We start from the raw sequence: 25,952 nt of genomic DNA on the forward strand, positions 1-25,952 counted from the left end.
AGCAATACTCAGAAATTAGTATAAATATTTTCTGAAATTATAATTTTCACCTCTAAAAATTCAGTAAAAAACAATTTAAGGGTGTAAAATTGAGAATTTGGTAATTTTATTTAAATCTACGACCAGATTTAAATTTATTCTCCTCTAAATGAATCAGGTTTTTTCTTCTGAAAATATATACTATCGGAGCGAAAAATGGAAGGAAAATCATTGACAGGATCCAGAAGGTTTTATCTCGAATTTCGTTTCTGATCATATCCATTAAAATTATAAGCCAGAAGATAAACAGAATAATATTGGAAGTCCAGATCATTACTTCGCTACCTGTTTCACCCAGGTTTAAAACATTTGCAAAGAAAGAAGCTCCCCACAACAGATAAAAAATAACGCTAACAAAAATCTTATAACGTAGTATAAATTGAATCAAACTAAAATAGTTTTTTAATAAGCTCCTCTTCTGTGATTCCTTCTGCCTCTGCTTTGTAGTTTTTAATAATTCTATGACGAAGTATCCCAAATGATACCGCCTGAACATCTTCTATATCTGGTGAGAATTTACCGTTAACCGCAGCATGCGTTTTTGCAGCCATAATAAGGTTTTGAGAAGCTCTTGGCCCTGCTCCCCAATCAACATAATTTTTTATAAGATCTGGCGCTCCATTTAAAGGCCTGGTTTTACCTACCAATCTTACCGCATATTCCACAACATTATCAGGAACAGGAATTCTCCTGATTACATGTTGAATATCTGAAATTTCCTGCGCAGTGAATAAAGCATTTACTTGCTGCGGTTCATCTGAAGTGGTTGCTTTTACTACATCTACTTCCTCCTGAAAGCTTGGGTAATCCAGATTGATAGCAAACATGAACCGGTCTAATTGAGCTTCAGGCAAGGGATAGGTTCCCTCCTGCTCTATGGGATTCTGCGTAGCCAGCACAAAATAAGGAAGATCTAACTTATAATGATGCCCTGCCACTGTTACCGCTCTTTCCTGCATGGCTTCCAATAGAGCTGCCTGGGTTTTAGGCGGAGTTCTGTTGATCTCATCTGCCAGAAGAATATTGGTAAAAATGGGACCCTTTATAAATTTAAATTTTCTGTTCTCATCCAGAATTTCAGAACCAAGAATATCACTCGGCATCAAATCTGGGGTAAACTGAATCCTTTTAAAATTTAAACCCAGGGCCTGGGCAATAGTATTAACCATCAGGGTCTTCGCCAGGCCAGGAACTCCAATTAATAATGAATGACCACCGGAGAAAATGGATAACAGGATCTGGTTTACTACCTCATCCTGACCTACGATAACCTTCGCGATCTCTCTTTTAAGTTCGAGATGTTTATCTACCAGTTTTTCTACCAATGCAACGTCAGACATATATTAATTTAATTTTTTACCCAATCACTAGTGTATTCACAGTCACGGTATTTACCATTTACCTTTACATAAGTATCATTTATTTTCTCTGTTTGCCATTCTTCAATAGCCTCCAACTGCTTATCTCTAAGTGCAAGTTCCTTTATTTTCAGATAATCTGTGGCATAATCTGCTTCATGCTCTTCTATCTTTTTAGTCACTTTTATGATCTTAAACTGAGGTCTTCCTGTTCTGTCTTTTTGTGTAAGAACTAAAGAAACATCTCCTTCATCAAGTTCTTCAACCTGTTTGAATAATTCAGGATCGATTTTCGTCAATTCAAATCTGGTATCCCCGGTTCTTGGATTTATAAGTTTCCCACCGTCATTCTTTGTTTCTTCCTCATCTGAAGCTTCTCTCGCTGCGGCAGCAAATTCTATATCTCCGGCAACTATTTTACTTCTCAAGGTATCTATCTCTTTTCTTGCAGCTTCTACAGAAGCATTGGTAACATCAGGAATTAGAATAATATGTCTTAATTCTACTGTTTGCCCTCTAATTTTATCAACCTGAATGATATGATAACCAAATTCAGTTTCAAAAGGATCACTTATCTCACCTTCCTGAAGACTAAAGGCTACATCTTTAAATTCCTTTACAAATGCGTCTTTACGAGTAAGGGTAATTCTCCCTCCGTCTGAAGCATTTCCGGGATCTTGAGAGTATAGCACCGCTTTGGTTGCAAAGCTTGCTCCGTTTTCCAGAATATCGGCTTTAAATTCGTTTAATCTGTCAATTACTTTTTGTTTTTCAGATTCAGGGATTTCCGGTTCAATTACTATTTGAGATAACTCAACCTCGGTACCAAACATTGGTTTTTCATCCATGTTCACATAATACTGCCTTACCTCTTCGGGAGTCACTTCTATTTCTTCAATGATCTTTTGCTGCATTCTTTGAGCCAGCTGCCTCTGCTTGGTTAGCTGAAAGATCTCATCTCTAAGTGCAGCTTCGCTTTCTTTCTTATAGAATTCAAGAACTTTTTCCATGGAACCGGCCTGTTGAGCGAGTCCCTGAATTTGCTGATCTACTACTCCATTTATTTGAGAATCGGGAATAATGATACTATCCTGAATGGCATGGTGGGCATAAAGTTTGTTTTCCATTAAAGACCCGGCAAGGTTACAATCGGTCACTTCCGCAGTAGACATTCCCTGGCTTTGCATGTCTTTATACATAAGATCTATATCACTGTCCAGAATTATATATTCACCAATAACCGCAGCAATCCCATCAACTTTCATTCTTTGAGAGCCTTGTTTGGTTACATCTTCCTTCTTCACCTCAGCATCTGGCTGTATAGAAGTACTATCTGTAACGATCACTTCCTGCGCATTGGCATAAGAAGATAGCAGCACAGAAGCCGCGACTAAAACAGATTTAATTGTAAATTTCAAATTCATTATTCTTAATTGCATCTTTAGTAATATCTTTTTCTAATTCTTTAATCAACGCCTGCTTTCGCTTGTTCAGCAAAATTTCGCGTATAGTTGCCGAAGCATATTCAAGTGGAGCCTGCTCATTTCGGCTTAAAACATCATTTACGTATACAAGATACACATTTAGTGAATCCTGCAATTCCATAAAATTAGATTTCTTAAGCAAGCTGGCCCTGTCTTCTACTGAAAGTGGACCAATTTTATTATAAACCGATTTGGTTTTTACCCAAACCGAATCATTCAGGGAATAATTCTTAAACTGTAAAGCTATATCAATTAAATCCTGCTGATCCTTTTCATTGAATCGCCTGAACTTTGTTTTTAGTTCATCTAAATTATTACTATTCTTAGCCAGGTTGATATATCTTAGTTTTACCAGATCTTCATTCAGGATAAAGTTCTCCTTATTTTGGGCATAATAATCTTCTATTTCTGCCTTATTCAATGAAGTATCCAAATCCCGGGAAACCACAGCTTCTGTATAGGCATTAGTATACAACTCATTCCTGTAATTGCTTACCAGGTCACTGAATTCCTTCTGCTGAGATTCTGGTAAATTTAACTCTGCGCGATCTATTAATAACTGTTGGGTTGCCCAGCGGGTTATATAATTAGAAACAATTATTGAACTGTCTTCAGGAGAAGTATCTTCATTTATCAATGAGGCGATATCTTCTTCGTAAAGATAAGAATCATTAACTCTTACTACTACCGTACGATCTTCTGAGGGTTCAAAATAATCACAAGCTTGCGTTAGTAGCGCGGCAAAACCTAAAAAAAATCCAAGAAAATATTTCTTCAAAATCAACTTTTTTAGCATCACTCAATTTGAATGCCAGAAGAGACTTTCTAATTAACAAAAGTCTTCACCGGCGCAAAAATAAGAATTAGTTAAGGTTCTGCAAGCTAAAGGCATAACGAAAAGCAGCGATTTAAATTATAAATTTCAGAAATATTTATTTCTGTCATATCTTTAATAAACAACAAACCAGCTAGTTATGAAATATCAACAGGAAATCAGCATTAATAGACCCCGAAATGAAGTAGTAGAAAAGTTTTCAGATCCCGATAATCTCGAACATTGGCAGCGTGGGTTTATTTTTATGAAACCTATAAATGGAAAGTTGGGTGCTGAAGGTTCTCAAAATCTTTTAAAGTATGAAATGGGAAAACGAGAGATAGAAATGACTGAAACTATCCTCAAGAACGATCTACCTAAAGAATACAGCGCTACCTATGAAGCTAAGGGAGTTTATAATTTCCAGATAAACAGATTTAATGAAACGCCGGAAAACGCAACTATCTGGATCACTGATAATGAATTTAAGTTTAGTGGATTCATGAAACTTTTTGGCTGGTTTATGCCCGGCGCATTTAAAAAACAGTCCTGGAAATACATGGAAGATTTTAAAGCCTTTGTAGAAGATGGGAAAAGTGTGAAGAACGAGTAATTTCTATTTTAAAATAAAAATCTAGTTATATTTTACTCAGCCTGTTATATTTGCGAAAAAATAACACATAATGAGACAAGTAATTTTAGGAATTTTATTAATGTTTATTGCATTTTCAGGAAATGCCCAATCTAAGATCGGTACTATAGATGCTGATTATATTCTATCACAAATGCCTGAAAATACCGAAGTGAACAAAAGCCTCGAAACATATAATACCGAGCTTCAGGGAGACCTTAAAGCAAACATTCAGGAATATGAAACTTTGGTAAAAGACTATCAGGATACTAATGAAGATCTTGACGAAGAAGCAAGAAAAGAAAAAGAGACCAAGATCATAGAACTGGAAAATGACATTAAAAGTTTCCGTCAGAAAGCTTCTGTAATGATGCAGGTTAAACGTAATGAATTAACCGGTCCTTTGTATCAAAAAATTGATAAAGCCATGCAGGAAGTAATAGCTGCAGAAGGTTTTACTCAAATATTTCTTTCAGGAGCCACCGGGCTGGCCTTCTCAAGAGCTGAAGATGATATTACTTTAAAGGTAATGGATAAATTAGGTATTCAACCTAAGGAGCCACAGCCTGCTGCTGAAAACACCGTAGAGAATTAAAACCAAAATTTTAGTCAATAAAAAAACCCACAAAATGTGGGTTTTTTTTATATCTACTTTACTTGTTATCTGCTATAATTTGGTGATTCATTGGTAATGGTAACATCATGAGGATGACTTTCATTCACTCCTGCAGCTGTAATTCTTACAAACTTACCTGTCTCCTTAAGCGTTTCTACATCCTTGGCTCCGCAGTAACCCATACCGGCTTTAATACCACCAATGAACTGATGTATACTTTCTTCCAGTTCTCCTTTATAGGGCACACGACCTACAATTCCTTCCGGCACTAATTTCTTAATATCATCTTCCACATCCTGGAAATATCTGTCTTTAGAGCCTTTTTCCATAGCTTCCACAGATCCCATTCCCCGGTAAGACTTAAATTTACGTCCTTCATAGATGATCGTTTCCCCCGGAGATTCTTTAGTTCCGGCAAGTAATGATCCCAGCATTACACTATCGGCTCCTGCCGCAAGCGCTTTAGGAATATCTCCAGTATAACGTATTCCCCCATCTGCGATCACAGGCACTCCAGATCCTTTTATTGCTGCAGCTACTTCCAGTACCGCTGAAAATTGAGGAAAACCAACTCCGGCAACTACACGGGTTGTACAAATAGAACCAGGCCCTATCCCAACCTTTACAGCATCTGCTCCGGCATCTACCAAGTATTTCGCAGCTTCCCCGGTAGCAATATTTCCTACCACTACGTCCAGATCGGGAAATTTTTTCTTTACATCCTTCAGCACCAGCACCACTCCTTTGGTATGCCCATGTGCCGTATCAATAATTATGGCATCTACCCCGGCATTCACCAAAGCTTCAGCTCTATCTACCGCATCGCCTGTAACCCCTACGGCTGCGGCAACTCTTAATCTACCAAAGCTGTCTTTATTAGCCATTGGTTTCTGGGTAAGTTTTGTAATATCCCGAAATGTAATAAGTCCCACAAGTTTCTTCTCCTTATTAATCACAGGTAGCTTTTCGATCTTATACTCCTGTAAAATATCTTCAGCCTCATCTAAGGAAGTTCCCTCTGCAACCGTCACCAGGTTTTCTGAAGTCATTACTTCTGAAATAGGCCGATTCAAATTCTTCTCGAATCTTAGATCCCTATTAGTTACTATTCCTAAAAGTTTTCCAGCTTCATCTACGATAGGAATTCCGCCAATACTATGCTCTTTCATAGATTCCTTGGCATCCCTAACTCTTGCAGAAATTGGAAGGGTCACCGGGTCTATGATCATTCCGCTTTCAGCACGTTTTACTTTACGAACTTTTAAAGCCTGCTGTTCTATACTCATATTCTTATGCAGAACACCAATACCTCCTTCTCTGGCCATGGCAATAGCCATACGGGATTCTGTAACTGTATCCATCGCTGCGGAAACGATAGGGACGTTAATTGAAATATTACGGGTGAATTTAGATTGAATGTTTACATCTCTTGGAAGAACTTCAGAGTAGGCTGGTACTAGAAGTACGTCGTCGTAAGTGAGTGCGTCACCAAGAATTTTTGAATCGTGTGCGATCATAGCAATTAAGAATTTAATTGCATGCAAATGTAAGGCTAATATGTGAGAAAACGAGGCTTTTAAATGTTAACTGAATATAAACCCAAGCTTATACTTTCTTATGCTCTTAAATAGCCTATTATAAAGAGACTTATGAAGCTTAGAATATCTCAAAATAATTTTCAAACCACTGATCTAAAACTATTTATATTGTTTCTTAAAAGTCCCTATCGTAAATTTAAATACATCAAAAAAAAACAAGCTCATGAGTATTAGATTAGGAAACAGCTGTATAAATTGTGAAAGGTTCAAAAACAATTTTTGTCTCAAACACGAAACCAGTGTGGGCTATCAACATACCTGTGATAGCTTTAAAATGAAAGCAGCTATTAAAAATGAACCAAACTGCCTGAATTGTAGCCGATATAATTCTCCCACCTGTGCAAATCCTCAGAAAGCCGCGCCGGGAATGCTTTGCAACCACTGGGCCCCACAGGCAACAGCCTGATTCTAAAGTTTAATTTGTACAGTAGCATACCATGTAATTGGCTGCGCCGGAATAATTCCCGGTCCGGGATAACCTGTAGCTCTTCTGGTGAAATAGGAATTATTGAGAAGGTTGTTTATTCCTGCTTCTAGCCTAAATCTTCCAAAACTATAAGAGGATGAAAAATCAACAATTCCATAAGAAGGTACCGCACCTTGAATTCCACGATTGTTTTCATTTTTTAGTTGAGGTGCATTTGTAGCATCGGTGAATTGTTCACTCAAATAAGTATATTGTAAACCGGCGAGGAAGTTCTTATAACCAAAATTAAGCCCGGTTTTTAAATTCACTGCAGGAATAAATTCAACTTCATTTCCTTTTACGTTCACTTCTTCAGAAGCTACATATTCAGACCTGGTGAATGCTGCATTCACAAAAACACTTAACCTGTAGTTTTCCGCAGCACTAAAGAATGAGTTTCTTAAGTTCCATTCGGCAAAAGTTTCCAGGCCATAGATAAATGCATCCCCAATATTACCTCGAAATCTTACCAGCCTCCCGGTTTCTTTAAGCTCACCTTCTGCATTTACACGCTCTTCTGGTTTCAGTGTCTCTCCAATCCTGTCATTATACCTTAAAGCAAAAACGCTGGCGTCATAAGAAAGAAAATCCTTAAGCCGACCTCTAATTCCCAGATCTGAAGTAAAGCCTTCCTCGTCATTAATATTAGGATCTACCTGGAAACTTGGATTTACCACTCGAATATCGTTAAATGTTACCGATCGATAATTCTGAGAGAAATTAGCATACAATTCATTAGAGGCATTTAAATTATAACTACTTCCTACTCCTAAAAGAACAAAGCTTCTTTCAAATTGACGATCATCCTCAAGAGTCTCATTCAGTAAGGTATTCTGGGCATTATCCTTTACTATGTTCTTATAGAATCCGTCTGACTGAGTATTAATATACTCAAATCTAAAACCCGGAGTTACTGAAAAGTTATTAGTAATATTGAATATGTTTTCCCCAAAGAACGCAAGGTTCTTATTTGGGAATTCAAATTTTGATTGTCTTTCGTAATTTGGAAAACTTTCCAGTGCAAAATCAAAATCAGGATCTGCCGAAATACTTCCGGGCCCTTGCTGCTGTTCGTTATAAGCCTGGTAATATTTACTTCCTAATAATAAGACTGATTCCTCCCCGAACAAATCATATCTGGTAAGTACTCTTGCTTCTGCTCCCCAATTAGAAAAATCGTCTACTAACAATTCTCTTGGTTCTTCCAGATCATCAGAAAGAGCAACTCTATTTTGCCTGAAACCTAAAGCTTTTCTGGTCGCATTTAAACCGAAGACATTTAAGCTAAGATCCGTCTTGTCAGAAAGTTTATGTTCCAGTTTTAAAGCAAAAAGATTCCAGTTCACATCAAACCAGTTTCGCTCTCTGTTACTAAAATCCGGATCTTTATAAAACTGACTATCGGTTAAACCTCCCGGTTGCTGAGCCAAATAATCCAGATACGTGTATTCTAAACTGATATTAGTCCTGTCATTAAATTTCCATCCTAAATGCGCAAAGGCATTATGGGAATCATATTGTGAATTTGGACGGAAACCTTTTCCTCCCTTATAATTATAGTAGGTATAGTAACTAAATTTACCAACCGTCCCACTCAGACTATTGAAGCTGGTAAAAAGATCGTAGGATCCTACCGATTGTCTTGAGATCAATTCGATCTTTTTATCTTCAACCGGTTCTTTAAATCTAAAATTGATTAGCCCGCCGAACTGAGTTCCATATTGCAGGGAAGCTGCCCCACGAACCACCTGAATTTCTCGAAGCGCTTCCGGCGGTGGCGTATAATAACTCTCAGGGTAACCCAATACGTCTGCAGAAATATCATAACCATTCTGTCGCGTATTGAAGTTCTGCGTTCTATTAGGATCAAGTCCCCGACCTCCAATATTCAATTGCAAGCCCGCATCCCCATTATCGTAAATATTTAAACCAACTACCTGACTGTAGATCTGCCTGGCATTATTGGCAGCCAGGTTTCCGGAAACTTTATCCAGTAAAACCACCTCGCTCTTTTTTCCGGCATAGATGGCGGTTCCCTCCACTTTTCGAAGTTTACGAAGTGCAAAAAGTTGCTCCCTTCTATCGGTGATCATCACTTCGCTCAAACTTTCTGCTAGAGGTGATAACTGAAAATTTTCAATGGTATTTTGATCCAGTAAAACTTCCCTTTCCAGGATTTCATACTCATAACTAAAAACTGCAAATACATAGGAGCCTTCTTCGAGACCGGTAATTTCAAATTCACCATTCTCATTTGCAACGACAAGCTTACCGGTTGTTTTATTCCAAATCTCGGCATTAGCAACAGGTTTGCCAGATTCTGAAGAAGTAACTTTCCCGCTTAATGAATACTGTGCATTCATAAACAGGCTGAAAAAGAAAAATACACTAAAGACCTTTAATCTCATCTTCGAAGGGTAAAATATATGTTTTGTGTTCAAACGAATCGGCGAAATTAAGCAAATTAACGTCAGGGCTTATATAGGGCGCGCTTTTTCTGCCATTGAGACCTACGTAACTATCTACATAAATTTCAATATTCTTATGTCCGTCTTTTCTGAAATGTTCCGCTAAAAAATGGGCATATTCCAGGATGAAATCCGGCTGAAAAGACATTTGTTTCTCCTGGAAAGGAGTAAGAAAATCTGAATTATCCACGTAGAATCGTTTTCCCGTTTCCGAATCCACCACTTTAAATTCTGCATATCCGGCCTTTTCCATTAACATCACTCTCCAGGAAAACCTGAAACCTTCTTCGGTCCAGAATAACTCTCCCGGATACAGCAAATATCTCCATGGTAATAATAACTGAATTACGAAAAATGCGGCAACTACAGATATGATGAATTTTCTTTCTCGCGGTTTTTTGAAAAGCATTCTATTATTGTCAAATTTCGTCTTGGCTATGCGGAAAACAGCAGAAATTTTATTCAGAATTTGGTGATGTATTTTCGGGCTGAAAAAGATAAGCGCACTAATGATCATGATATAAGGAAACATCCCGATGGGAAACAGGACACGGGTCATTATATGAAAAATAATCACGGCCAGGAATGCCACAAAACGGGTTCTTCTGTACAATAATAAAAATGGAATAAATAGGTCATATAACATGCCGCTCCAGCTAAAAGTGTAAGCCACCCATTCCTGTTGCATAAGATCTCCAAGAAACGGAAGATCATATTTGGAAGGCAACCAGATCTTTAAGGGCATTGCTTTAAATAACCAGTCTGAATTTAGTTTTGCAAGACCGGCATAGAAATACACAATCCCCAGAAGAAGTTTAATAGAGTCAATACACCAGCGTGGAATCTTCTGAAATGCTTTAGCGGGATTCTTCCAGGCATCTACGGAGAAATAAGCATTAGCGGGCAAAAAGATCAGCAAAAAGCTAAGAATACTTATAAAATAGTAGTGGTTAAGGTAAGTTGTCTTATCCATGAGCTCGATATAGGTGAAGCTCAGGAAAAAAGTGATAATAGCTATTAAATACTTATAACCTATCGCCACAAAAATTGCCGCGATTCCGCATATTATAAAAAGTAAATAGGTGAAATCGCCAAGCGGTTTCACCCATTCAAATCCGTAATAACTAAAATGAAATTTTGGAGTTATATAAAGTTTTTCTATCCATCCGTTCAGCCAAAATCTAAGAATACTGGCAAACATCATAATTCCAAAACCTATTCTGAAAACTGCCAGTGGCGCCGCTTCCGTATAAGAATTAAGATATTTTGAGATGGAAAGATTCATCTAAACAGATTAATCTCCGTCAGAATCTACATAATCAACGCTAATAGAAAGTGCCTGAAGCATATCCAATTTCAAAAGAACTACCTCTTTTTGCAATTCATCGTGAACTTCCAGCATTAAAGTATTATTAGTTTCCACTTGGTTTCTAAGGCTTTGATCCAATTCTTCTGAACGAGTTTGGATCGTATTGAATTGTGCTAAAATATCATCGGCAAGATCTCCTCTATCCAGAGCTTCTAAATATGACTTATAACTTTCCCCTGTCTGGCTATTTCCAGAATGTTTCCCGTTGAAAAAATCTATGCTACTGGATAAAGCCTGAAGATATAGTTGTTTCGAGAAATCTTCACTATAATAGGATTCTACATTAATTGGCGAAGGAGATCCAGTGATAGCTCCTGAAGGAAATCCAATTTTACCAGAACGCAAGAACTTTTCAAAATACATAACATATTTATTAGTCAAACGATCTACAGAGCCGTTGCTTGAAGAACTTGTATTATCTACAAAAGCATCTCTATAGTCGCCCTCCCAGGATGCCGTAACTTCACCTGTAAGTGCATTGATTCGCGTTGCCACGTCCAGAAGGTATGCCTTATAATTCTCAGCGTTTTCATTGCTAGTATATTTTTCAAGCACTTCATCACTGTTAGATCCTAAACCAAAAAGAAGATAGTCCAGTGCTGGAAAACCCTGCTCAGCATAACTCGATGGTAAGTTAAGATCATAACTCCCTGAGGTTATTTTAGATTCCACATCACCCGAATTCAGCGGATAGGTATTCACAAAACTTCTATAATTCAGCTCCTCGGCTTTCCCTATATCAAACATAGAAACATTCTGAAAATCCAGATAAGCAACCTTAAATTGATTTCTTAAAGCTGTTAATTCACTACTTCCAGGATTCTCTGCAAACGAATTTGCAAGTTCTTCCAGTGTCTGGGTTTCTTTATTTAAATTTTGGTATGAAGGAAGAATGATATTATCTGCCCAGTTGGCAAGCATGGCAGCCCGATCAAAATTATCATCAGTATTTCCTCCTACTTCGCTCCCGCCATCATCTTCAGTAGAACAGGCCGCAAAAACAAGACAGGCTAATATTAATATTCTTGAAATCTTCATTATTATAAATTTTAAAAACCGGAGTGGAAAAATTTCCAACTCCGGCTAATTATTCTATTTATGCTTCGCTAACTGAAAAACCAAAAGCAGCTGCTATTTCTTCTGAAATCGCATCTAAAGTTTCCGGGGTCACATCCCAGAATCCATTTCCTGAAAGTAACTGTTCTTTATAAGTATCAATTTGGGCCTTTGAAAGATAAGGGGCTCCGGTTGACGGATTGTGGGTAAATCTCAGACTATAGATAAATCCAAATCCTTCAGATAGTTCATGAAAAGCAGAACCATAATTTCCTTCTTCAATATTTGTTTTTCCGCCCTGTAAATAATGTACCGCACGAACTGCAACAACTTTAGAAAGGTTTTCTTGGATTATTGCCACCTGCTCATCACGTAATTCATAATTTCCAGCTACGATTGCAGCACGACCTATTTTAAAAGCTTCGAAAGTTTCTTCAGCAATACCTGCAAAATCTTCATCACGGTCTACCTGGCCCAGGTAGTTGAATAAAAGTCGGTCATCGCTTTCATTTAAAACTGAATTAGGATTTGCTGAAGGAATTGAAGGATCACCATATAGATAGCCATATGCCTCATCCCACTTATGCTCCATAGTAGTATAAGCTTTGCCTTCTTCTGTAATTTCAGCATCGTTATTGGCTCTGTTATCACCTTCATCCAATACTGCCGAAGAAAGGTAGTTATTGGCGATCTGATCCACTAAAAGTGCTCCTATCAAACCCTTGGCAAATGCCTGGTTGTATTCTAAACCTTTTTCATTCACATAACGCTCACTGGTTCCATCTGCGATTTGTCCCGGAACTCCAGCTTCAGCAAGCTGATCTTTAGCAGATTTCACGGTGGTCATTTGTTCAGAAATATAAGTATCGAAATCATTTTTGATCTCTGTGCTTTCAACCGTATTTGTTGAAAAATATAAATTTGAAGCTGCAACTTTAGATTTTACACTTTTTGAAGACTCATTAAGACTTGCGTTCTCGAACGGAGCATTCTCATTGACAAACATGTTTAATAAAAGCTCTTCTGTGGCGTTATCAAAATCATTGAAATTTGAATTAAGTTCTGCAGCCATTTGTAATCTTGTGGTCTGGCCATTAAAATCTACGGTTGAACTATTATCTCTTTCAAAATTATAGGTTGCCGGAGTCTCTACGTTTTCGTTTTCCGGGCTTAAGGAATCATCTGAAGTACATGAAACTAATGTGACTCCTGCTAGTACTGCTGAAAATAACAGCTTTTTCATATTGCTTTATTTAGACTGGTTTAAAATAATATTCGGCCGCAAATATAAAAACCCCTTTTGGCTACGGCAAGTTTATTTAGATTAATTTTAAATAAACTTTTCCGATAGACTTATAAAAAGCAATAAGTTTCTTTAATGATATTGATTGAAGATTTTGGAGGCTTCATTATAAGCCGATTCAAAACTGGTCATTTTGACATTGGTATCAGCTTTAGCAGCATTAAAATAAGAAAGCATCTTTTCTGAAGGCATATTACCCGTAAGCTCATCTTTAGCCATAGGACAACCTCCAAATCCCTGAATAGCCCCATCAAATCTATAACAACCGGCTTTATATGCTGCATCTACTTTTTCATGCCATTTACTTGGCGTAGTATGCAAATGCGCTCCAAACTCGATATTTGGATATTTCGGGATAAGATTGGAAAATAGATAATCAATAATTTCCGGGGTTGAAGTTCCCACCGTATCAGATAGTGATAAAATCTTTACTCCCATTGCGGAAAGTTTTTCTGTCCACTCCCCTACGATCTCCACATTCCAGGGATCTCCATAAGGATTCCCAAATCCCATACTTAAATAGGCGACCACTTCTTTTCCGGAAGCATCGGCAATATTCAGGATCTCCTGTAAGACTTGCACAGATTCTGCTATGGTCTTATGCGTATTACGCATCTGGAAATTTTCTGAAATGGAGAAAGGATAACCCAGATAATCTATTTCTTCAAATTTAGAGGCATCATCAGCTCCACGAGTATTGGCTACTATAGCCAGAAGCTTACTGGAAGTTTTAGAAAGATCAAGTTTAGAAAGTACAGCTGCGGTATCCTTCATTTGAGGAATAGCTTTGGGAGAAACAAAACTTCCGAAATCTATGGTATCAAAACCGCAGCGCAAAAGAGATTGGATATATTGCACCTTTTTTTCCGTTGGAATAAATTCCCGGATTCCCTGCATAGCATCCCGGGGACACTCAATAAGCTTCACTTTACCCATATGCCCAAAGATAGCATTTTAGAGAAAATTGAAAAAGAATATCGATTTATTGATAATAATAAATTTCAAACCTCATTTTCAGAAATAATGATACTGAATTCTTAATCTATTAAAGAAGAATTAAAGCTGCTATCAATATAAAGATCACCACCTGCATCCATTTTAAAAATACCCCAGATTTAGGATGTGATTTTATATATACCGAAATTTTATCAGCAAGTACCGCAACGCCGCTAAAGATTAAAAGTGCCTGCAGCATAAAAACAGCGCCAAGAATGTAGAATTGAACTACCGTATTACCATTTGGTTCCCAGAGAAATCCTGGAAAAAAAGCCAGGAAAAATATCCCCACCTTGGGATTGAGAACATTCATGATAAAACCCTGTTTGAATAAACTGAACATACTTTTATCACTAATCCCTTCAGAAGAAAAAGCAATTTTGGGATCACTTTTGTAAACCTGATACGCCAGATAAAGTAAATATAGCGCGCCCAGGATCTTTATAAAAAGAAAGATGTTATCAGATTGTTTAATAATTGCCGAAACCCCAAAAGCCACCAGACTGGTATGGATCAGAATTCCGCTTACCAGGCCAAGAGCAGTTATAATTCCCTGTTTATACCCATAAGCCATAGACCTTACCAGTACATAAATAATATCCGGTCCCGGTGAAAAAGTAAGGAGAATGGAGGCGGTTAAGAAAGGAATTAGCTGGTCTAACATCTTACAGACCTTTCTCCAGTATCTTCTGATTTATCGCTTTAATAAGCGCCGGACCTTCATATATAAAACCGGTATAAAGCTGAACCAGGCTTGCCCCGGCTTCGAGTTTTTCAATAGCATCATCGGCTGTATGAATCCCGCCGACTCCTATTATGGGAAATGCTTTTCCACTTTTTTCAGATAAAAACCTGATAACTTCTGTAGATCTTTTGGTCAAAGGTTTTCCGCTAAGTCCGCCCATTTCATGTTTGTTCTCAGACTTCAATCCTTCCCTTGAAATGGTGGTATTCGTTGCGATTACCCCGGCGATCTTTGTTTCCTGAACGATCTCGATGATATCCAATAACTGGTCATCGGTAAGATCTGGAGCGATTTTTAATAATATAGGTTTGGGAGTTTCTTTCTGTTCGTTCCTTTTCTGAAGGGTATTCAAAAGATCCTTTAGCGGTTCCTTATCCTGAAGCTCCCGAAGATTAGGAGTATTAGGCGAACTAACATTCACCACAAAGTAATTCACATAATCGAACAAAGCCTCAAAACTGAATAAATAGTCTTCCCTGGCTTTATCATTTGGGGTTACTTTATTTTTCCCAATATTCCCCCCTATAAGTACATTCTTATTCTTCTTAAGACGAGAGACCATCTCTTCCACTCCATGATTATTAAAACCCATTCGGTTAATAATTGCCGAATCTTCCTTGAGTCTGAAAAGTCTTTTCTTTTCATTTCCAGCCTGAGGTTTGGGGGTTACGGTTCCCACTTCAATAAATCCGAAGCCCAGGGAGGATAATTCATTATATAATTTAGCGTCCTTATCAAATCCTGCGGCAAGGCCCACCGGATTTTTAAATTTTAATCCAAAAACCTCCCTTTCCAGTCTGGGATCTTCAACCTGGAATTTTGATCTCAAATATGAAGTCGCCCCTGGAAGCTTACAAAACTTCCTTAAAAAATTGAATGTGAAATAATGTACCTCTTCAGGATCAAATTTGAAAAGTGCAGGTCTTAAAAGTGATTTATACATTTCTGGAAGGTTTATGCAAAAATAGAATGAAAATGGAAAAAACTATACGAAATGAGCCTAAATAGCAAACAATTATGATACTTAAATATTGAGAATTGCATCTGAACTTAAAAAATTAATAAAATTGACCAGATGAAAACTTAAAAGGTTTTGAAGCAGCATTCTATATATGTATTTTTGACCTAAACCTAACTACATGACCAATAAACAGCATATAATTGATAGATTCATCAGTTATGTAAAGATTGATACGCAAAGTGATCCCAACAGCGATACTACGCCAAGTACCGAAAAGCAATGGAATCTTGCCAATAAACTAGTTCAGGAATTAAAAGATATAGGCCTGCAGGAAGTAAGCATTGATGAGCATGCTTATGTAATGGCAACTTTACCGGCAAATGTACCTCATCAGGTTCCCGTAATTGGTTTTGTATCTCACTTTGATACCACGCCAGATTTTTCAGGCACGAATGTGAATCCTCAGATCATTGAAAATTATGATGGAAAAGATATTATTCTGAATAAGGAAAAAAATATTATTCTTTCTCCTGATTATTTTGAAGACCTGGAGCAGTATAAAGGTCAGACTTTAATAACTACCGACGGAACCACCTTATTAGGAGCTGATGATAAAGCCGGAATTACAGAGATCATTACCGCCATGGAATACCTGGTGGATAACCCGGAAATTCCACACGGGAAGATCAGGATCTGTTTTACTCCCGATGAAGAGATTGGGAGAGGCGCTCATAAATTCGATGTTGAAAAATTTGGTGCGGAGTGGGCCTACACGATGGATGGTAGCCAGATCGGTGAGCTGGAATACGAAAATTTTAATGCTGCCAGTGCAGTAGTAAGGGTTTTGGGAAAAAGTGTACATCCGGGATATGCCAAGGATAAGATGATCAATAGCATGTATATCGCTCAGGATTTCATCAATTCTCTTCCCAGATTAGAAACCCCGGAACACACTGAAGATCGCCAGGGATTCTTTCACCTGAGCAGTATTAAAGGGGATGTGGAAGAAACGGTACTGGAATATATCATCAGGGACCATGATAAAACCCATTTTGAGGCGAGAAAACAGATGATGTCTGACCTGGTCTCAGAAATTTGCTCTCAGTACGAAAGAGATTGTATAAGTATAGAAATCAAAGACCAGTACTCGAATATGCGGGAAAAAGTTGAGCCTGTATTACATATAGTGGACCTGGCCGAAAAAGCGATGGAAGAAGTAAATGTCAAGCCTATCATTAAGCCCATTCGAGGAGGAACAGATGGAGCCCAGTTGAGTTTTATGGGACTTCCCTGCCCAAATATTTTCGCGGGCGGACATAATTTTCACGGAAAATACGAATATGTTCCTGTAGAAAGCATGCAGAAAGCTTCAGAAGTTATCGTTAAATTAGCAGAGCTAACCGCAAAGAAATACGAGTAACTAAAACTTTTTATCATGGCTGTAAAAAACGCTGAAGAATATATTTCCTGCCATACATACTGGGAGGAAGAATTAAGACAGCTTCATGAAATGATCCTGACCACCGACTTAAAATCTGAAATTAAATGGGGCGCACCTGTCTACACTTTAGAAGACAAGAACGTAGTGGGTTTAGGAGCATTTAAGAACCATATTGGAATATGGTTTTTCAACGGAGCTCTCTTAAAAGAGAATACCTCAATGTTGGTAAACGCTCAGGAAGATAAAACAAAAGCACTTCGGCAGATACGATTTGAAAAAGGAGATGAGATCAATAATTCAATTTTATTGCCTTATATAAAAGAAGCGATTCAGAATCAAAAAGAGGGAAAAGAAATTAAACCCATAACCCAAAAGGACCTGGTAATGCCTCCTGAACTTTCCAAAGCTCTAAAGACAGATGCCGAACTGGAAAAAAGTTTTAATCAACTTACCGGGGGAAAACAGCGGGAATATGCCGATTATATTTCAGAAGCTAAACGGGAAGCCACAAAAATTAGGCGATTAGAGAAGATCACTCCCATGATAAAAGAAGGAATTGGCTTAAACGATAAGTACAAAAATTGCTAAACAAAAAAGGCAGCTATCTCTAGCTGCCTTTTTTTATTAAAGTAATCTTTAAATTTTATTTTTTCTCCTTTACAGGTTTCGCTGGTTCATTGAGTTTCTGACTCATTTCCATGGAAATGGAAGAACGATCGAAAGTTATTTTTCCTGCTCCGGTTTCAATTATCACCGAATTATTTTTTTCGCTGAAATCAACAATTTTGCCATGCATACCACTTTTAGTGATTATCCGATCTCCTTTTTTAAGCTCGGCAGCAAAATTCTTTTCTTGTTTAGCCTTTTTCATTTGCGGGCGTATCATAAAAAAATACACTACCACAAACATTAAAATAATTGGTGCAAACTGCGTTAATTGATCCATATATGCTTTTAGCTAGCGTTTTCGTCAGCTTCTACAAAAGCTTTGATTTTAATTTGTTCTTTACCTGATTCTGTATTTGCAGATACAGTAACTGTTTTAGTAACCTGTCCGTTTCCAGATCCGTTAAACTTAACTAACATCTCTCCAGTTTCTCCAGGAGCGATAGTTTCATTCTTAGGATATGTTGGTACAGTACAACCACAAGAACTGGCTGCATTGGTGATTACTAAAGGCGCATCTCCGGTATTTGTAAATTTAAATACGTGCTCTACATTCGTTCCTTTGGCGATATTTCCAAAATCGAATTCAGTTTCTTCAAAAGTAATTTCTGGATAAACTGTTTCTTTAGCATCACGCTCTGCAGATGCCTCGACATTTTCAGCTTTTACTTTATCAGAGGCATTATCTTTACATCCGGTGAACAGCATCGCCCCTACTGCTGCAAACATTAAAATTGTTTTTTTCATGGTGAAGTTATTTTGTTTAATTTCTAATTGATAAAAATAATAAAAAATCTTTACTACATAAGACCTCTTCCGGTTTTATTTAGCTTGTCGTCTGTTTGATATTCCTTGGATAGTTTGTCCAGAACCCCATTTATGAAAATACTACTTTTTGGGGTACTATATTCCTTGGCAATTTCGAGATATTCATTGATAGTTACCTTTACCGGGATACTGGTGAATTTTAAAAATTCGCAAATAGCCATTTTTATAAGCACCATATCCACTTCAGCAATTCTGTCTTTATCCCAGTTGGGTGTTTTACCCAGCATTTCTTCAGAAAGATCTTCATCATTAAGGTAGGTCTTTCTGAAAAGTTTTATGGCAAACTCCTTATCCTCTTCGTTTTTGAACAACTGAGTGATCCTTTTTTCTCTTCCTGTAGATTCTTTCAGTTTCTGAAGGAATTTTAAGATCGCAGTATTCACTAATGGAAGGTCATCTACCCAGGTAAGCTTTTTATCCTCAAGATACTCGTAAAGCTTATCATTAGGCGCAATGATCTCTTTGAAAATATGAACTATAAAATTTTTATCTTCTTTAAAACTACTCTCGCGTGTTTCCATGTATTCCTGGTACGTAGAGCTGTTTCTAATCTCATTCCAAATGATCGCCACATATTCATCGTCCTGTTTCCAGTGATTGATCTTATGTTTTTCCAGCGCATCCTGGATACTTTCATTCTCGTTAAGTATCTGGAAGACCTGATTATCCACAAACTTTCGATTAGGATCTTTCTCTTCGCTGGTCGCTAAATGCTTCTGTTGTGATTTTTCTAAATAGGTTTCTGCATGTTCCCTTATCTCCGTGATCAGACTAATTTGGAGTAAGTATAGATCATACATTTCCTGCATACTTTTGAGCAGGAATTTTTCTTCAGTGGCAAGGTTATCATTCTGGCTTTGGTTAAAAGCGTATAGAGACTGCATTACTTTAACCCTGATATGTCTTCTTGTCAACATAATTGTAAAAGAACTTTTAGAAATTAGAAAGGGCGAAAGAGTTTTCTCTTTCGCCCTGCAAAAATATCAATTAATTAGAACTGACTAATTTAAATTTTGATTTTTTCTGTCCTCAATTCTTTGTTTTGCGATCTGCAAAGCAGCAAAATGAGTGGTAATATCGTCTTTAGCCGCTTTTTCAAGAATTCTAAGCGTAGTATTATAGATATTTTCAGTCTTACGCATAATTTCCTGACGGTCATAATTCTCAAGTTCAGCATACACGTTTATAATCCCACCTGCGTTAATAAGGAAATCTGGCGCATAAACGATACCCTTTTTCTGAAGGATCTCACCATGGGCAACCTCATCTGCTAATTGGTTGTTAGCTGCACCGGCAATGATATCTACCTTAAGTCTCTGGATAGTTTCATCATTAATGGTGGCTCCCAAAGCACATGGCGCATAAATATCCATATCTGCACCGTAAATATCTCTTTCCGTAAAAATATGAACTCCGTGTTTTTTACTTATTTCCTGTAAACGCTCTTCGTTAATATCACTTATATAAACCTCAGCTCCGTCTGAAGAAAGGTATTCAACAAGTGTTTCACCCACGTGACCAATTCCCTGAACCAATACTTTCTTTCCTTCAAGATCATCAGATCCATATTTGAATTTTGCAGAAGCTTTTATTCCCATAAAAACCCCGTATGCTGTAATGGGTGAAGGATTCCCGGAACCTCCTTTAGATTCTGAAATTCCCGTTACATAAGGAGTGACCTCACGTACCGTATCCATATCTGAAGTTTCCATTCCAACATCCTCTGCCGTGATATATTTCCCGCCTAAAGAATGTACAAATTCACCAAATCTTTTCATAAGCGCCGGAGTCTTATCTTTCTTCGCATCACCGATAATTACCGCTTTTCCGCCACCAAGATTTAAACCCGTGATCGCACTTTTAAAAGTCATTCCACGGGAAAGACGTAAAACATCATTCACGGCCTCCCATTCACTGGTATAATTCCACATCCTGGTTCCTCCCAAAGCAGGACCTAAAACCGTGTTGTGAATACCAATTATTGCCTTTAAACCTGTATCTTTGTCGTTGCAAAAAACGATTTGCTCGTGTTCATCGAACGACACCTGTCCGAATACCGGGGCAGACTTTTTTAGTTCATTTGCATTTAGAACGTCAACTTGCATATATTGTTGATTTTTAAATTATTCAGATTTTGAATTTGATCAAAAATCCGCTGCAAAAATAATAATATTTTAAAAAGCAGTGATTTTATACGTGTTAAATTACAGAATCCTCAACTAAAGCTATATATCCTGAATGAAAAATCTTCAGCATCTCAATAAATATTTTTATAAGTATAAATGGAAATTACTAATTGGACTGGTAATTACCATAGCCGCCAGAATATTTGCCATTTATTACATCCCGCTTATTGGTAAAAGTACGGTGATCATCGAAAAATATATCAATGGTACTATTACAGATATTTCAGTCGTAAAGAGCGAACTGGCTTATAATATCGCCCTCATTGTGGGAACCACGCTTATAGCAGCCTTCCTAACTTTTCTTATGAGGCAAACATTCATTGTGGTCTCGAGGCATATGGAATATGACCTAAAAAATGAAGTTTTTGAACATTACCAGGACCTATCACTTAATTTCTACAAAAAGAACAGAACCGGTGACCTGATGAACAGGATCAGTGAAGATGTTTCTAAAGTGAGGTTATATCTGGGGCCCGCCATCATGTATAGTGTTACGACCTTTACTTCTACTATCGTGGTGCTTATTTTTATGATTCAGGCCGCGCCCGAGCTTACTTTATATACCGTAATTCCTTTACCTATCCTGGCTTTTTCAATTTATAAACTAAGTGTTGCCATTCATCAAAGAAGTACGGTGGTTCAGCAATATTTATCTAAACTTAATACGTTCACCCAGGAAAGTTTCAGTGGGATCGCGGTGATAAAATCTTACGGGATAGAACCTCAAACCAATACTAATTTCACTGAACTTTCTAACGGAAGTCGTGATAAAAATATAGATCTGGTAAAAGTCCAGGCCTTCTTCTTTCCATTAATGGTTTTATTGATCGGGATTAGTAATATTATAGTAATCTATATCGGCGGAAGGCAGATCATCTCGGGTCAAATTGCCAATATAGATGTACTGGTGGAGTTCATTCTGTATGTTAACATGCTCACCTGGCCGGTAGCATCTATAGGCTGGGTAACTTCGCTCGTTCAACAGGCCGAGGCTTCGCAGGAACGTATCAATGAATTCCTGAGTGAAAAACCCGAGATCACAAATCCAAAGACAGAACCAGATAGCATTCGAGGAGATATTGCCTTTAAGAATGTGACTTTCACTTATGATGACACCAATATTACTGCTTTAAAGAATATTTCTTTTGAAGTTAAAAAAGGTGAGACACTGGCTATTATTGGAAAAACCGGGTCAGGAAAATCGACGATATTGGAATTGATAGGTAGACTTTACGATATAGATCAGGGGGAGATCTTAATTGACGGAAGAAATATAGAAAAGCTGAATCTGGAAAGTCTTCGTGAAAGTATAGGATATGTCCCGCAGGATGCTTTTCTCTTCAGTGACAGTATTCGGAATAATATTAAATTCGGAAAAACTGAAGCTACCGAAGAAGAGATCATCACTGCTGCCAAGAATGCTTCTGTACATAAAAATATTATGGGCTTCAGCAAGGGCTACGATACGGTATTGGGAGAACGGGGTATTACCCTTTCAGGAGGACAAAAGCAGCGCGTATCTATTGCCAGGGCCATTATTCATGATCCTGAGATTCTTCTTTTTGACGATTGCCTTTCCGCAGTAGATACAGAAACCGAGGAAGAGATCCTGAATAATCTATTCCAAATCTCTAAGGAAAAGACCACTATAATTGTAAGCCATAGAATTTCTTCCGCTAAAAACGCTGATAAAATAATCATTCTTGAAGACGGGCAAATTGTTCAGGAAGGGACTCACCAGAACTTATTGAATACTCCCGGATACTACAAAGAACTTTACGCAAAACAGCTAAATGAAAAAGAAATGTGAAAATTTTTTGTTAGATGTTAAAAATTTTTAGATTTTTGGACTCGACAATAACAAACCTATTAAAGAATCTATTTTATGAGCGACAAGGGAATGATGGAGAAAGAAGAAATATTCTCTAAAGTTTTAAGAGCGGGAAGAAGAACTTATTTTTTCGACGTAAGATCTACCCGGGCTAACGATTACTACCTCACAATCACCGAGAGTAAGAAGTTTACCAACGACGATGGCTCTTTCTACTACAAGAAACACAAGATCTACCTTTACAAAGAAGATTTTGATGGTTTTAGAGAGATCCTGGAAGAAATGACGAATTATATCGTTAATGAAAAAGGTGAAGAAGTAATAAGTGAACGCCATCAAAAAGATTTCAAAAAGGAATATGATGACGATGACAGCGAGAAAAATGCTGCTGCCACCTCTTCAAATGCTGAGAAATTTACCGATGTAAGTTTCGACGACATATAAAAAATTACTTGCATTTAATTCAAACCGTCCCTTATCAGGACGGTTTTTTTTATCTTAGGCTTTTCCAAAATCACAATAATGCGCTTTATAACAAGTATCCTTCTATTATTTTCAGTTTTCTTCAGTCAGGCTCAGCAGGAAGAAATCAGCCTTGACTACTATCTTCCCGCTGATATTTCCTACAATTCAGAAATCCCAACTCCTCAGGAGATTATAGGTTTTGTTCCCGGTGAATGGCATGTAAGTCACGACCGCCTTTTAACTTATATGAACAAGCTGGCCGAGGTCTCGCCAAGAATTCAAATTGAAAACCGTGGTTTTACCTATGAAGGAAGACCTCTGGTTTTACTTACTATTTCTTCGGAAGAAAATCTGGCAAATATTGAAGACATCAGGCAGAAACATGTGTCGCTGGTAGAGAATAATTCCGAATCTTTAAATACGGAAGAAATGCCGGTGGTGATAAACCAGGGTTTTTCTATTCACGGGAATGAGGCCAGTGGATCAAATTCAGCCTTATTATATGCCTATTATTTAGCGGCGGCTGAAGGCGAAAAGATTGAAAAAGTACTGGATAACACAGTGATATTGCTTGATCCCGCATTTAACCCTGATGGCTTACAGAGGTTTGCATATTGGGCTAATACCAACAAAAGTGAAAATATAAATCCAGATCCTCAGGATCGTGAATACAGTGAAGTATGGCCTGGGGGTAGAACCAACCATTACTGGTTTGATATGAACCGTGACTGGTTACCAGTGCAGCTTCCGGAATCTCAGGCCAGAATAGCCACTTTTCATCAATGGTACCCAAATATCCTTACCGATCATCATGAAATGGGTTCTAATTCCACATTCTTTTTTCAACCTGGAATTCCTTCGAGAACACACCCGCTAACTCCGGAAATGAACCAGGATCTTACCAGGGAAATTGGCACCTATCATGCCCAGGCATTTGATGAAATTGGTTCTTTATACTATACTGAAGAAAATTATGACGATTTCTACTATGGTAAAGGCTCCACTTTTCCTGATATAAATGGGAGCGTGGGAATTTTGTTTGAACAGGGAAGCTCCCGAGGACATGCCCAGGAAACCGAAAATGGAATCCTAACTTTCCCGTTCACGATAAGAAATCAGTTCACCGCGGCACTTTCTACCCTGGAAGCCTCTCAGAAAATGAGAAAAGAACTGCTTAATTATCAGCGTAACTTTTTTCAAGAAGCCCGGGATTCAGCTGAATCTGGCGCCTATGCTTTCGGAAATTCACAAGATCCTGTAAGTGCCTATAAACTTGCAGAGATCTTGAAAAGACATAAGATCGAGGTTTACGAAACGGGAAATAACTTCAGTGATAATAATGAGAATTTTGAAAAAGGTTCCTCATATATAGTTCCTAAAAACCAACGCCAGCAACGCTTATTAAAAGCGATGTTTGAAAAACGTACACAATTTCGGGACAGTCTTTTCTATGATATTTCGGCATGGACATTTCCTTTAGCATTCAACCTTGATTATACGGAAGAAGCTTCCATGAAAAATGCCGGAAATAAGATAGATAAACTTTCTATGCCTTCCCCAGAATTACCTGAGGAAAGTGATTATGCTTATTTATTGAACTGGAAAAATTATATGGCTCCAAAGGCTTTAAATAACATCCTGGAGAAAGAGATTCGCGCTAAGGTAGCCATGGAGGATTTTCAGCTGGAAGGAAAAAATTACGGGTATGGAACGATCATGATACCGGTTCAGAATCAGAAACTGAACAAAAGCGAGTTACATCAATTCCTTAAAAAGATCTCAACAGAGAGCGGAGTGAAGATCACTGCCATTCAAACAGGAATGACGCAGGGTATTAATCTTGGAAGCAACCAGTTTAGGGCGATAAAGCCGCAAAAAGTTGCTTTGATCGTAGGCGGCCCGATAACTTCTTATGATGCGGGAGAGATCTGGCATTTATTTGATCAGCGTTACGACATGAAAATCACTAAACTCGATGTTAGCGATCTAGACCGGGCTGACCTTAGCCGATATACAGATATCATACTTTCGAATTCCTGGGGAAGTGGTATCGATAAAGAATTTGTACCAAAATTGAAGAAATGGACGAAAGACGGAGGAACCATCATCGCTTACAGAAACGCTGTTGGTTGGATGAAGAAAAATAAATTTATTGATTTCAATACCAAAGAAAATAAAATGACCGCCCAGGATATAAGTTTTGGTGAGCGTGGAGATTTTCGTGGAGCACAGGTTATTGGAGGGGCTATTTTTGAGGTTAAACTTGACAGAAGCCATCCTATCGCATTTGGGTATAAGGACGATAAGATTGCCATGTTCAGGAATACTACTATTTTCATGGAAGCAGACGAACAAAGCTATAACAATCCTATTCAATATACAGAGAAGCCCTTGTTAAGCGGATATATTAGCAAGCCTAATCTTGATTCCATAGCCAGAACCGTGCCTTTTAAACATGAAAGTCTTGGACGCGGGGAGGTTATGTTATTTACAGATAATACTAACTTCAGAGCTTTCTGGTACGGTACTAATAAATTACTGATGAATGCTATTTTCTTTGGAGATGAAATGTAGCAGGACGATTATAGTTTAGGGAAATTTTAATAGTCTTGTTTCAAATTTAGATAACTT

The 25,952-nt window shown here is 37.7% G+C and carries 24 protein-coding genes; 8 read left to right on the forward strand and 16 right to left on the reverse strand.

What is annotated here, in order from left to right:
• Positions 1–106 precede the first annotated feature (106 nt).
• From LGQ90_RS15070 to LGQ90_RS06830, 4 genes are read right to left on the reverse strand one after another with little or no spacing between them, the layout of a single operon-like run.
• Positions 107–535, reverse strand: coding sequence for a PLDc N-terminal domain-containing protein (locus LGQ90_RS15070; RefSeq protein WP_423738444.1), 429 nt, complete (start codon positions 533–535; stop codon positions 107–109).
• On the reverse strand, positions 429–1,379 hold the full coding sequence (locus LGQ90_RS06820; protein WP_229339476.1) for an AAA family ATPase: 951 nt from the start codon (positions 1,377–1,379) through the stop codon (positions 429–431). The genes LGQ90_RS15070 and LGQ90_RS06820 overlap by 107 nt, the downstream gene beginning before the upstream one ends.
• A gap of 8 nt (positions 1,380–1,387) precedes the next feature.
• A complete protein-coding gene (locus tag LGQ90_RS06825) occupies positions 1,388–2,836 on the reverse strand; it encodes a peptidylprolyl isomerase (protein WP_229339478.1) in 1,449 nt (482 codons plus the stop codon).
• A complete protein-coding gene (locus LGQ90_RS06830) occupies positions 2,799–3,659 on the reverse strand; it encodes a peptidyl-prolyl cis-trans isomerase (RefSeq protein WP_341481957.1) in 861 nt (286 codons plus the stop codon). Before LGQ90_RS06830 ends, LGQ90_RS06825 begins: the two co-directional genes overlap by 38 nt.
• Before the next feature lie 196 nt (positions 3,660–3,855).
• Here LGQ90_RS06830 and LGQ90_RS06835 point away from each other — a divergent pair, with 196 nt between their 5' ends.
• Together LGQ90_RS06835 and LGQ90_RS06840 are read left to right on the forward strand one after the other, a co-directional pair.
• Positions 3,856–4,308 (forward strand): SRPBCC family protein, encoded by a 453-nt coding sequence (locus tag LGQ90_RS06835; RefSeq protein WP_229339482.1) that lies wholly within the window; start codon positions 3,856–3,858, stop codon positions 4,306–4,308.
• Positions 4,309–4,378: 70 nt separating this feature from the next.
• Positions 4,379–4,921, forward strand: coding sequence for an OmpH/Skp family outer membrane protein (locus LGQ90_RS06840; RefSeq protein ID WP_229339484.1), 543 nt, complete (start codon positions 4,379–4,381; stop codon positions 4,919–4,921).
• Positions 4,922–4,986: 65 nt separating this feature from the next.
• Here LGQ90_RS06840 and guaB read toward each other — a convergent pair whose 3' ends face one another.
• Positions 4,987–6,459 carry an IMP dehydrogenase gene (gene guaB / locus LGQ90_RS06845; RefSeq protein ID WP_229339486.1) on the reverse strand — a complete coding sequence of 491 codons (1,473 nt, stop codon included), beginning with the start codon at positions 6,457–6,459 and terminating at the stop codon, positions 4,987–4,989.
• Between the two features lie 244 nt (positions 6,460–6,703).
• Between guaB and LGQ90_RS06850 the strand changes: the two genes are divergently transcribed.
• Positions 6,704–6,946 carry a hypothetical protein gene (locus tag LGQ90_RS06850; protein ID WP_229339488.1) on the forward strand — a complete coding sequence of 81 codons (243 nt, stop codon included), beginning with the start codon at positions 6,704–6,706 and terminating at the stop codon, positions 6,944–6,946.
• Between the two features lie 2 nt (positions 6,947–6,948).
• On the opposite strand, the gene LGQ90_RS06855 is transcribed toward LGQ90_RS06850, so the two are convergent.
• The 7 genes from LGQ90_RS06855 to LGQ90_RS06885 form a co-directional block, all read right to left on the reverse strand.
• Positions 6,949–9,414, reverse strand: coding sequence for a TonB-dependent receptor (locus LGQ90_RS06855; RefSeq protein ID WP_229339490.1), 2,466 nt, complete (start codon positions 9,412–9,414; stop codon positions 6,949–6,951).
• Entirely contained in the window at positions 9,395–10,759 is a 1,365-nt protein-coding gene (locus LGQ90_RS06860) for an HTTM domain-containing protein (RefSeq protein ID WP_229339492.1), read from the reverse strand. Before LGQ90_RS06860 ends, LGQ90_RS06855 begins: the two co-directional genes overlap by 20 nt.
• 9 nt (positions 10,760–10,768) lie before the next feature.
• Positions 10,769–11,881, reverse strand: coding sequence for an imelysin family protein (locus LGQ90_RS06865; protein ID WP_229339494.1), 1,113 nt, complete (start codon positions 11,879–11,881; stop codon positions 10,769–10,771).
• A gap of 58 nt (positions 11,882–11,939) precedes the next feature.
• On the reverse strand, positions 11,940–13,142 hold the full coding sequence (locus LGQ90_RS06870) for a DUF4856 domain-containing protein (RefSeq protein WP_229339496.1): 1,203 nt from the start codon (positions 13,140–13,142) through the stop codon (positions 11,940–11,942).
• 132 nt (positions 13,143–13,274) lie between these two features.
• Positions 13,275–14,138: a hydroxymethylglutaryl-CoA lyase gene (locus LGQ90_RS06875; RefSeq protein WP_229339498.1), complete on the reverse strand. Its 864-nt coding sequence runs from the start codon at positions 14,136–14,138 to the stop codon at positions 13,275–13,277.
• A 109-nt stretch (positions 14,139–14,247) separates the two neighbouring features.
• Positions 14,248–14,862: a LysE family translocator gene (locus LGQ90_RS06880; protein ID WP_229339500.1), complete on the reverse strand. Its 615-nt coding sequence runs from the start codon at positions 14,860–14,862 to the stop codon at positions 14,248–14,250.
• Position 14,863: 1 nt separating this feature from the next.
• Positions 14,864–15,886 (reverse strand): quinone-dependent dihydroorotate dehydrogenase, encoded by a 1,023-nt coding sequence (locus LGQ90_RS06885; protein WP_229339502.1) that lies wholly within the window; start codon positions 15,884–15,886, stop codon positions 14,864–14,866.
• 196 nt (positions 15,887–16,082) lie between these two features.
• Between LGQ90_RS06885 and pepT the strand changes: the two genes are divergently transcribed.
• Both pepT and LGQ90_RS06895 read left to right on the forward strand, forming a co-directional pair.
• Positions 16,083–17,324, forward strand: coding sequence for a peptidase T (gene pepT / locus LGQ90_RS06890; RefSeq protein ID WP_229339504.1), 1,242 nt, complete (start codon positions 16,083–16,085; stop codon positions 17,322–17,324).
• 15 nt (positions 17,325–17,339) lie between these two features.
• A complete protein-coding gene (locus LGQ90_RS06895) occupies positions 17,340–17,933 on the forward strand; it encodes a YdeI/OmpD-associated family protein (protein WP_229339506.1) in 594 nt (197 codons plus the stop codon).
• Between the two features lie 55 nt (positions 17,934–17,988).
• On the opposite strand, the gene yajC is transcribed toward LGQ90_RS06895, so the two are convergent.
• From yajC to LGQ90_RS06915, 4 genes are all read right to left on the reverse strand, one after another.
• Positions 17,989–18,291, reverse strand: a complete 303-nt coding sequence (gene yajC / locus LGQ90_RS06900; protein WP_229339508.1) for a preprotein translocase subunit YajC — start codon at positions 18,289–18,291, stop codon at positions 17,989–17,991.
• A gap of 8 nt (positions 18,292–18,299) precedes the next feature.
• Complete coding sequence (locus tag LGQ90_RS06905; RefSeq protein ID WP_229339510.1) at positions 18,300–18,758, reverse strand: DUF1573 domain-containing protein; 459 nt, start codon at positions 18,756–18,758, stop codon at positions 18,300–18,302.
• A 53-nt stretch (positions 18,759–18,811) separates the two neighbouring features.
• Positions 18,812–19,756 carry a transcription antitermination factor NusB gene (gene nusB, locus LGQ90_RS06910; RefSeq protein ID WP_229339512.1) on the reverse strand — a complete coding sequence of 315 codons (945 nt, stop codon included), beginning with the start codon at positions 19,754–19,756 and terminating at the stop codon, positions 18,812–18,814.
• A gap of 84 nt (positions 19,757–19,840) precedes the next feature.
• The gene (locus tag LGQ90_RS06915; RefSeq protein WP_229339514.1) at positions 19,841–20,944 is read right to left on the reverse strand and encodes a Glu/Leu/Phe/Val family dehydrogenase; all 1,104 of its coding nucleotides are present in this window, start codon (positions 20,942–20,944) and stop codon (positions 19,841–19,843) included.
• Between the two features lie 133 nt (positions 20,945–21,077).
• On the opposite strand from LGQ90_RS06915, the gene LGQ90_RS06920 reads away from it, so the two are divergent.
• From LGQ90_RS06920 to LGQ90_RS06930, 3 genes are all read left to right on the forward strand, one after another.
• A complete protein-coding gene (locus LGQ90_RS06920) occupies positions 21,078–22,835 on the forward strand; it encodes an ABC transporter ATP-binding protein (protein ID WP_229339516.1) in 1,758 nt (585 codons plus the stop codon).
• A gap of 75 nt (positions 22,836–22,910) precedes the next feature.
• Entirely contained in the window at positions 22,911–23,300 is a 390-nt protein-coding gene (locus LGQ90_RS06925) for a PUR family DNA/RNA-binding protein (protein ID WP_229339519.1), read from the forward strand.
• Positions 23,301–23,378: 78 nt separating this feature from the next.
• The gene (locus tag LGQ90_RS06930) at positions 23,379–25,895 is read left to right on the forward strand and encodes a M14 family zinc carboxypeptidase (protein ID WP_229339521.1); all 2,517 of its coding nucleotides are present in this window, start codon (positions 23,379–23,381) and stop codon (positions 25,893–25,895) included.
• Positions 25,896–25,952 lie beyond the last annotated feature (57 nt).

Source organism: Christiangramia sediminis, assembly GCF_020552705.1.
GTDB lineage: Bacteria > Bacteroidota > Bacteroidia > Flavobacteriales > Flavobacteriaceae > Christiangramia > Christiangramia sediminis.

What these genes read in the sequence shown, in the direction of transcription:
- LGQ90_RS06835 (WP_229339482.1), top strand. Translation starts at nt 3,856, where the DNA reads ATGAAATATCAACAGGAAATCAGCATTAATAGACCCCGAAATGAAGTA.
- LGQ90_RS06920 (WP_229339516.1), top strand. Translation starts at nt 21,078, where the DNA reads ATGAAAAATCTTCAGCATCTCAATAAATATTTTTATAAGTATAAATGG.
- yajC (WP_229339508.1), bottom strand. Translation starts at nt 18,291, where the DNA reads ATGGATCAATTAACGCAGTTTGCACCAATTATTTTAATGTTTGTGGTA.
- LGQ90_RS06820 (WP_229339476.1), bottom strand. Translation starts at nt 1,379, where the DNA reads ATGTCTGACGTTGCATTGGTAGAAAAACTGGTAGATAAACATCTCGAA.
- LGQ90_RS06915 (WP_229339514.1), bottom strand. Translation starts at nt 20,944, where the DNA reads ATGCAAGTTGACGTTCTAAATGCAAATGAACTAAAAAAGTCTGCCCCG.
- LGQ90_RS06840 (WP_229339484.1), top strand. Translation starts at nt 4,379, where the DNA reads ATGAGACAAGTAATTTTAGGAATTTTATTAATGTTTATTGCATTTTCA.
- LGQ90_RS06865 (WP_229339494.1), bottom strand. Translation starts at nt 11,881, where the DNA reads ATGAAGATTTCAAGAATATTAATATTAGCCTGTCTTGTTTTTGCGGCC.
- LGQ90_RS06850 (WP_229339488.1), top strand. Translation starts at nt 6,704, where the DNA reads ATGAGTATTAGATTAGGAAACAGCTGTATAAATTGTGAAAGGTTCAAA.
- LGQ90_RS06930 (WP_229339521.1), top strand. Translation starts at nt 23,379, where the DNA reads ATGCGCTTTATAACAAGTATCCTTCTATTATTTTCAGTTTTCTTCAGT.
- guaB (WP_229339486.1), bottom strand. Translation starts at nt 6,459, where the DNA reads ATGATCGCACACGATTCAAAAATTCTTGGTGACGCACTCACTTACGAC.
- LGQ90_RS06880 (WP_229339500.1), bottom strand. Translation starts at nt 14,862, where the DNA reads ATGTTAGACCAGCTAATTCCTTTCTTAACCGCCTCCATTCTCCTTACT.
- LGQ90_RS06870 (WP_229339496.1), bottom strand. Translation starts at nt 13,142, where the DNA reads ATGAAAAAGCTGTTATTTTCAGCAGTACTAGCAGGAGTCACATTAGTT.
- LGQ90_RS15070 (WP_423738444.1), bottom strand. Translation starts at nt 535, where the DNA reads ATGTTCAGGCGGTATCATTTGGGATACTTCGTCATAGAATTATTAAAA.
- pepT (WP_229339504.1), top strand. Translation starts at nt 16,083, where the DNA reads ATGACCAATAAACAGCATATAATTGATAGATTCATCAGTTATGTAAAG.
- LGQ90_RS06855 (WP_229339490.1), bottom strand. Translation starts at nt 9,414, where the DNA reads ATGAGATTAAAGGTCTTTAGTGTATTTTTCTTTTTCAGCCTGTTTATG.
- LGQ90_RS06895 (WP_229339506.1), top strand. Translation starts at nt 17,340, where the DNA reads ATGGCTGTAAAAAACGCTGAAGAATATATTTCCTGCCATACATACTGG.
- LGQ90_RS06885 (WP_229339502.1), bottom strand. Translation starts at nt 15,886, where the DNA reads ATGTATAAATCACTTTTAAGACCTGCACTTTTCAAATTTGATCCTGAA.
- LGQ90_RS06925 (WP_229339519.1), top strand. Translation starts at nt 22,911, where the DNA reads ATGAGCGACAAGGGAATGATGGAGAAAGAAGAAATATTCTCTAAAGTT.
- nusB (WP_229339512.1), bottom strand. Translation starts at nt 19,756, where the DNA reads ATGTTGACAAGAAGACATATCAGGGTTAAAGTAATGCAGTCTCTATAC.
- LGQ90_RS06905 (WP_229339510.1), bottom strand. Translation starts at nt 18,758, where the DNA reads ATGAAAAAAACAATTTTAATGTTTGCAGCAGTAGGGGCGATGCTGTTC.
- LGQ90_RS06825 (WP_229339478.1), bottom strand. Translation starts at nt 2,836, where the DNA reads ATGCAATTAAGAATAATGAATTTGAAATTTACAATTAAATCTGTTTTA.
- LGQ90_RS06875 (WP_229339498.1), bottom strand. Translation starts at nt 14,138, where the DNA reads ATGGGTAAAGTGAAGCTTATTGAGTGTCCCCGGGATGCTATGCAGGGA.
- LGQ90_RS06860 (WP_229339492.1), bottom strand. Translation starts at nt 10,759, where the DNA reads ATGAATCTTTCCATCTCAAAATATCTTAATTCTTATACGGAAGCGGCG.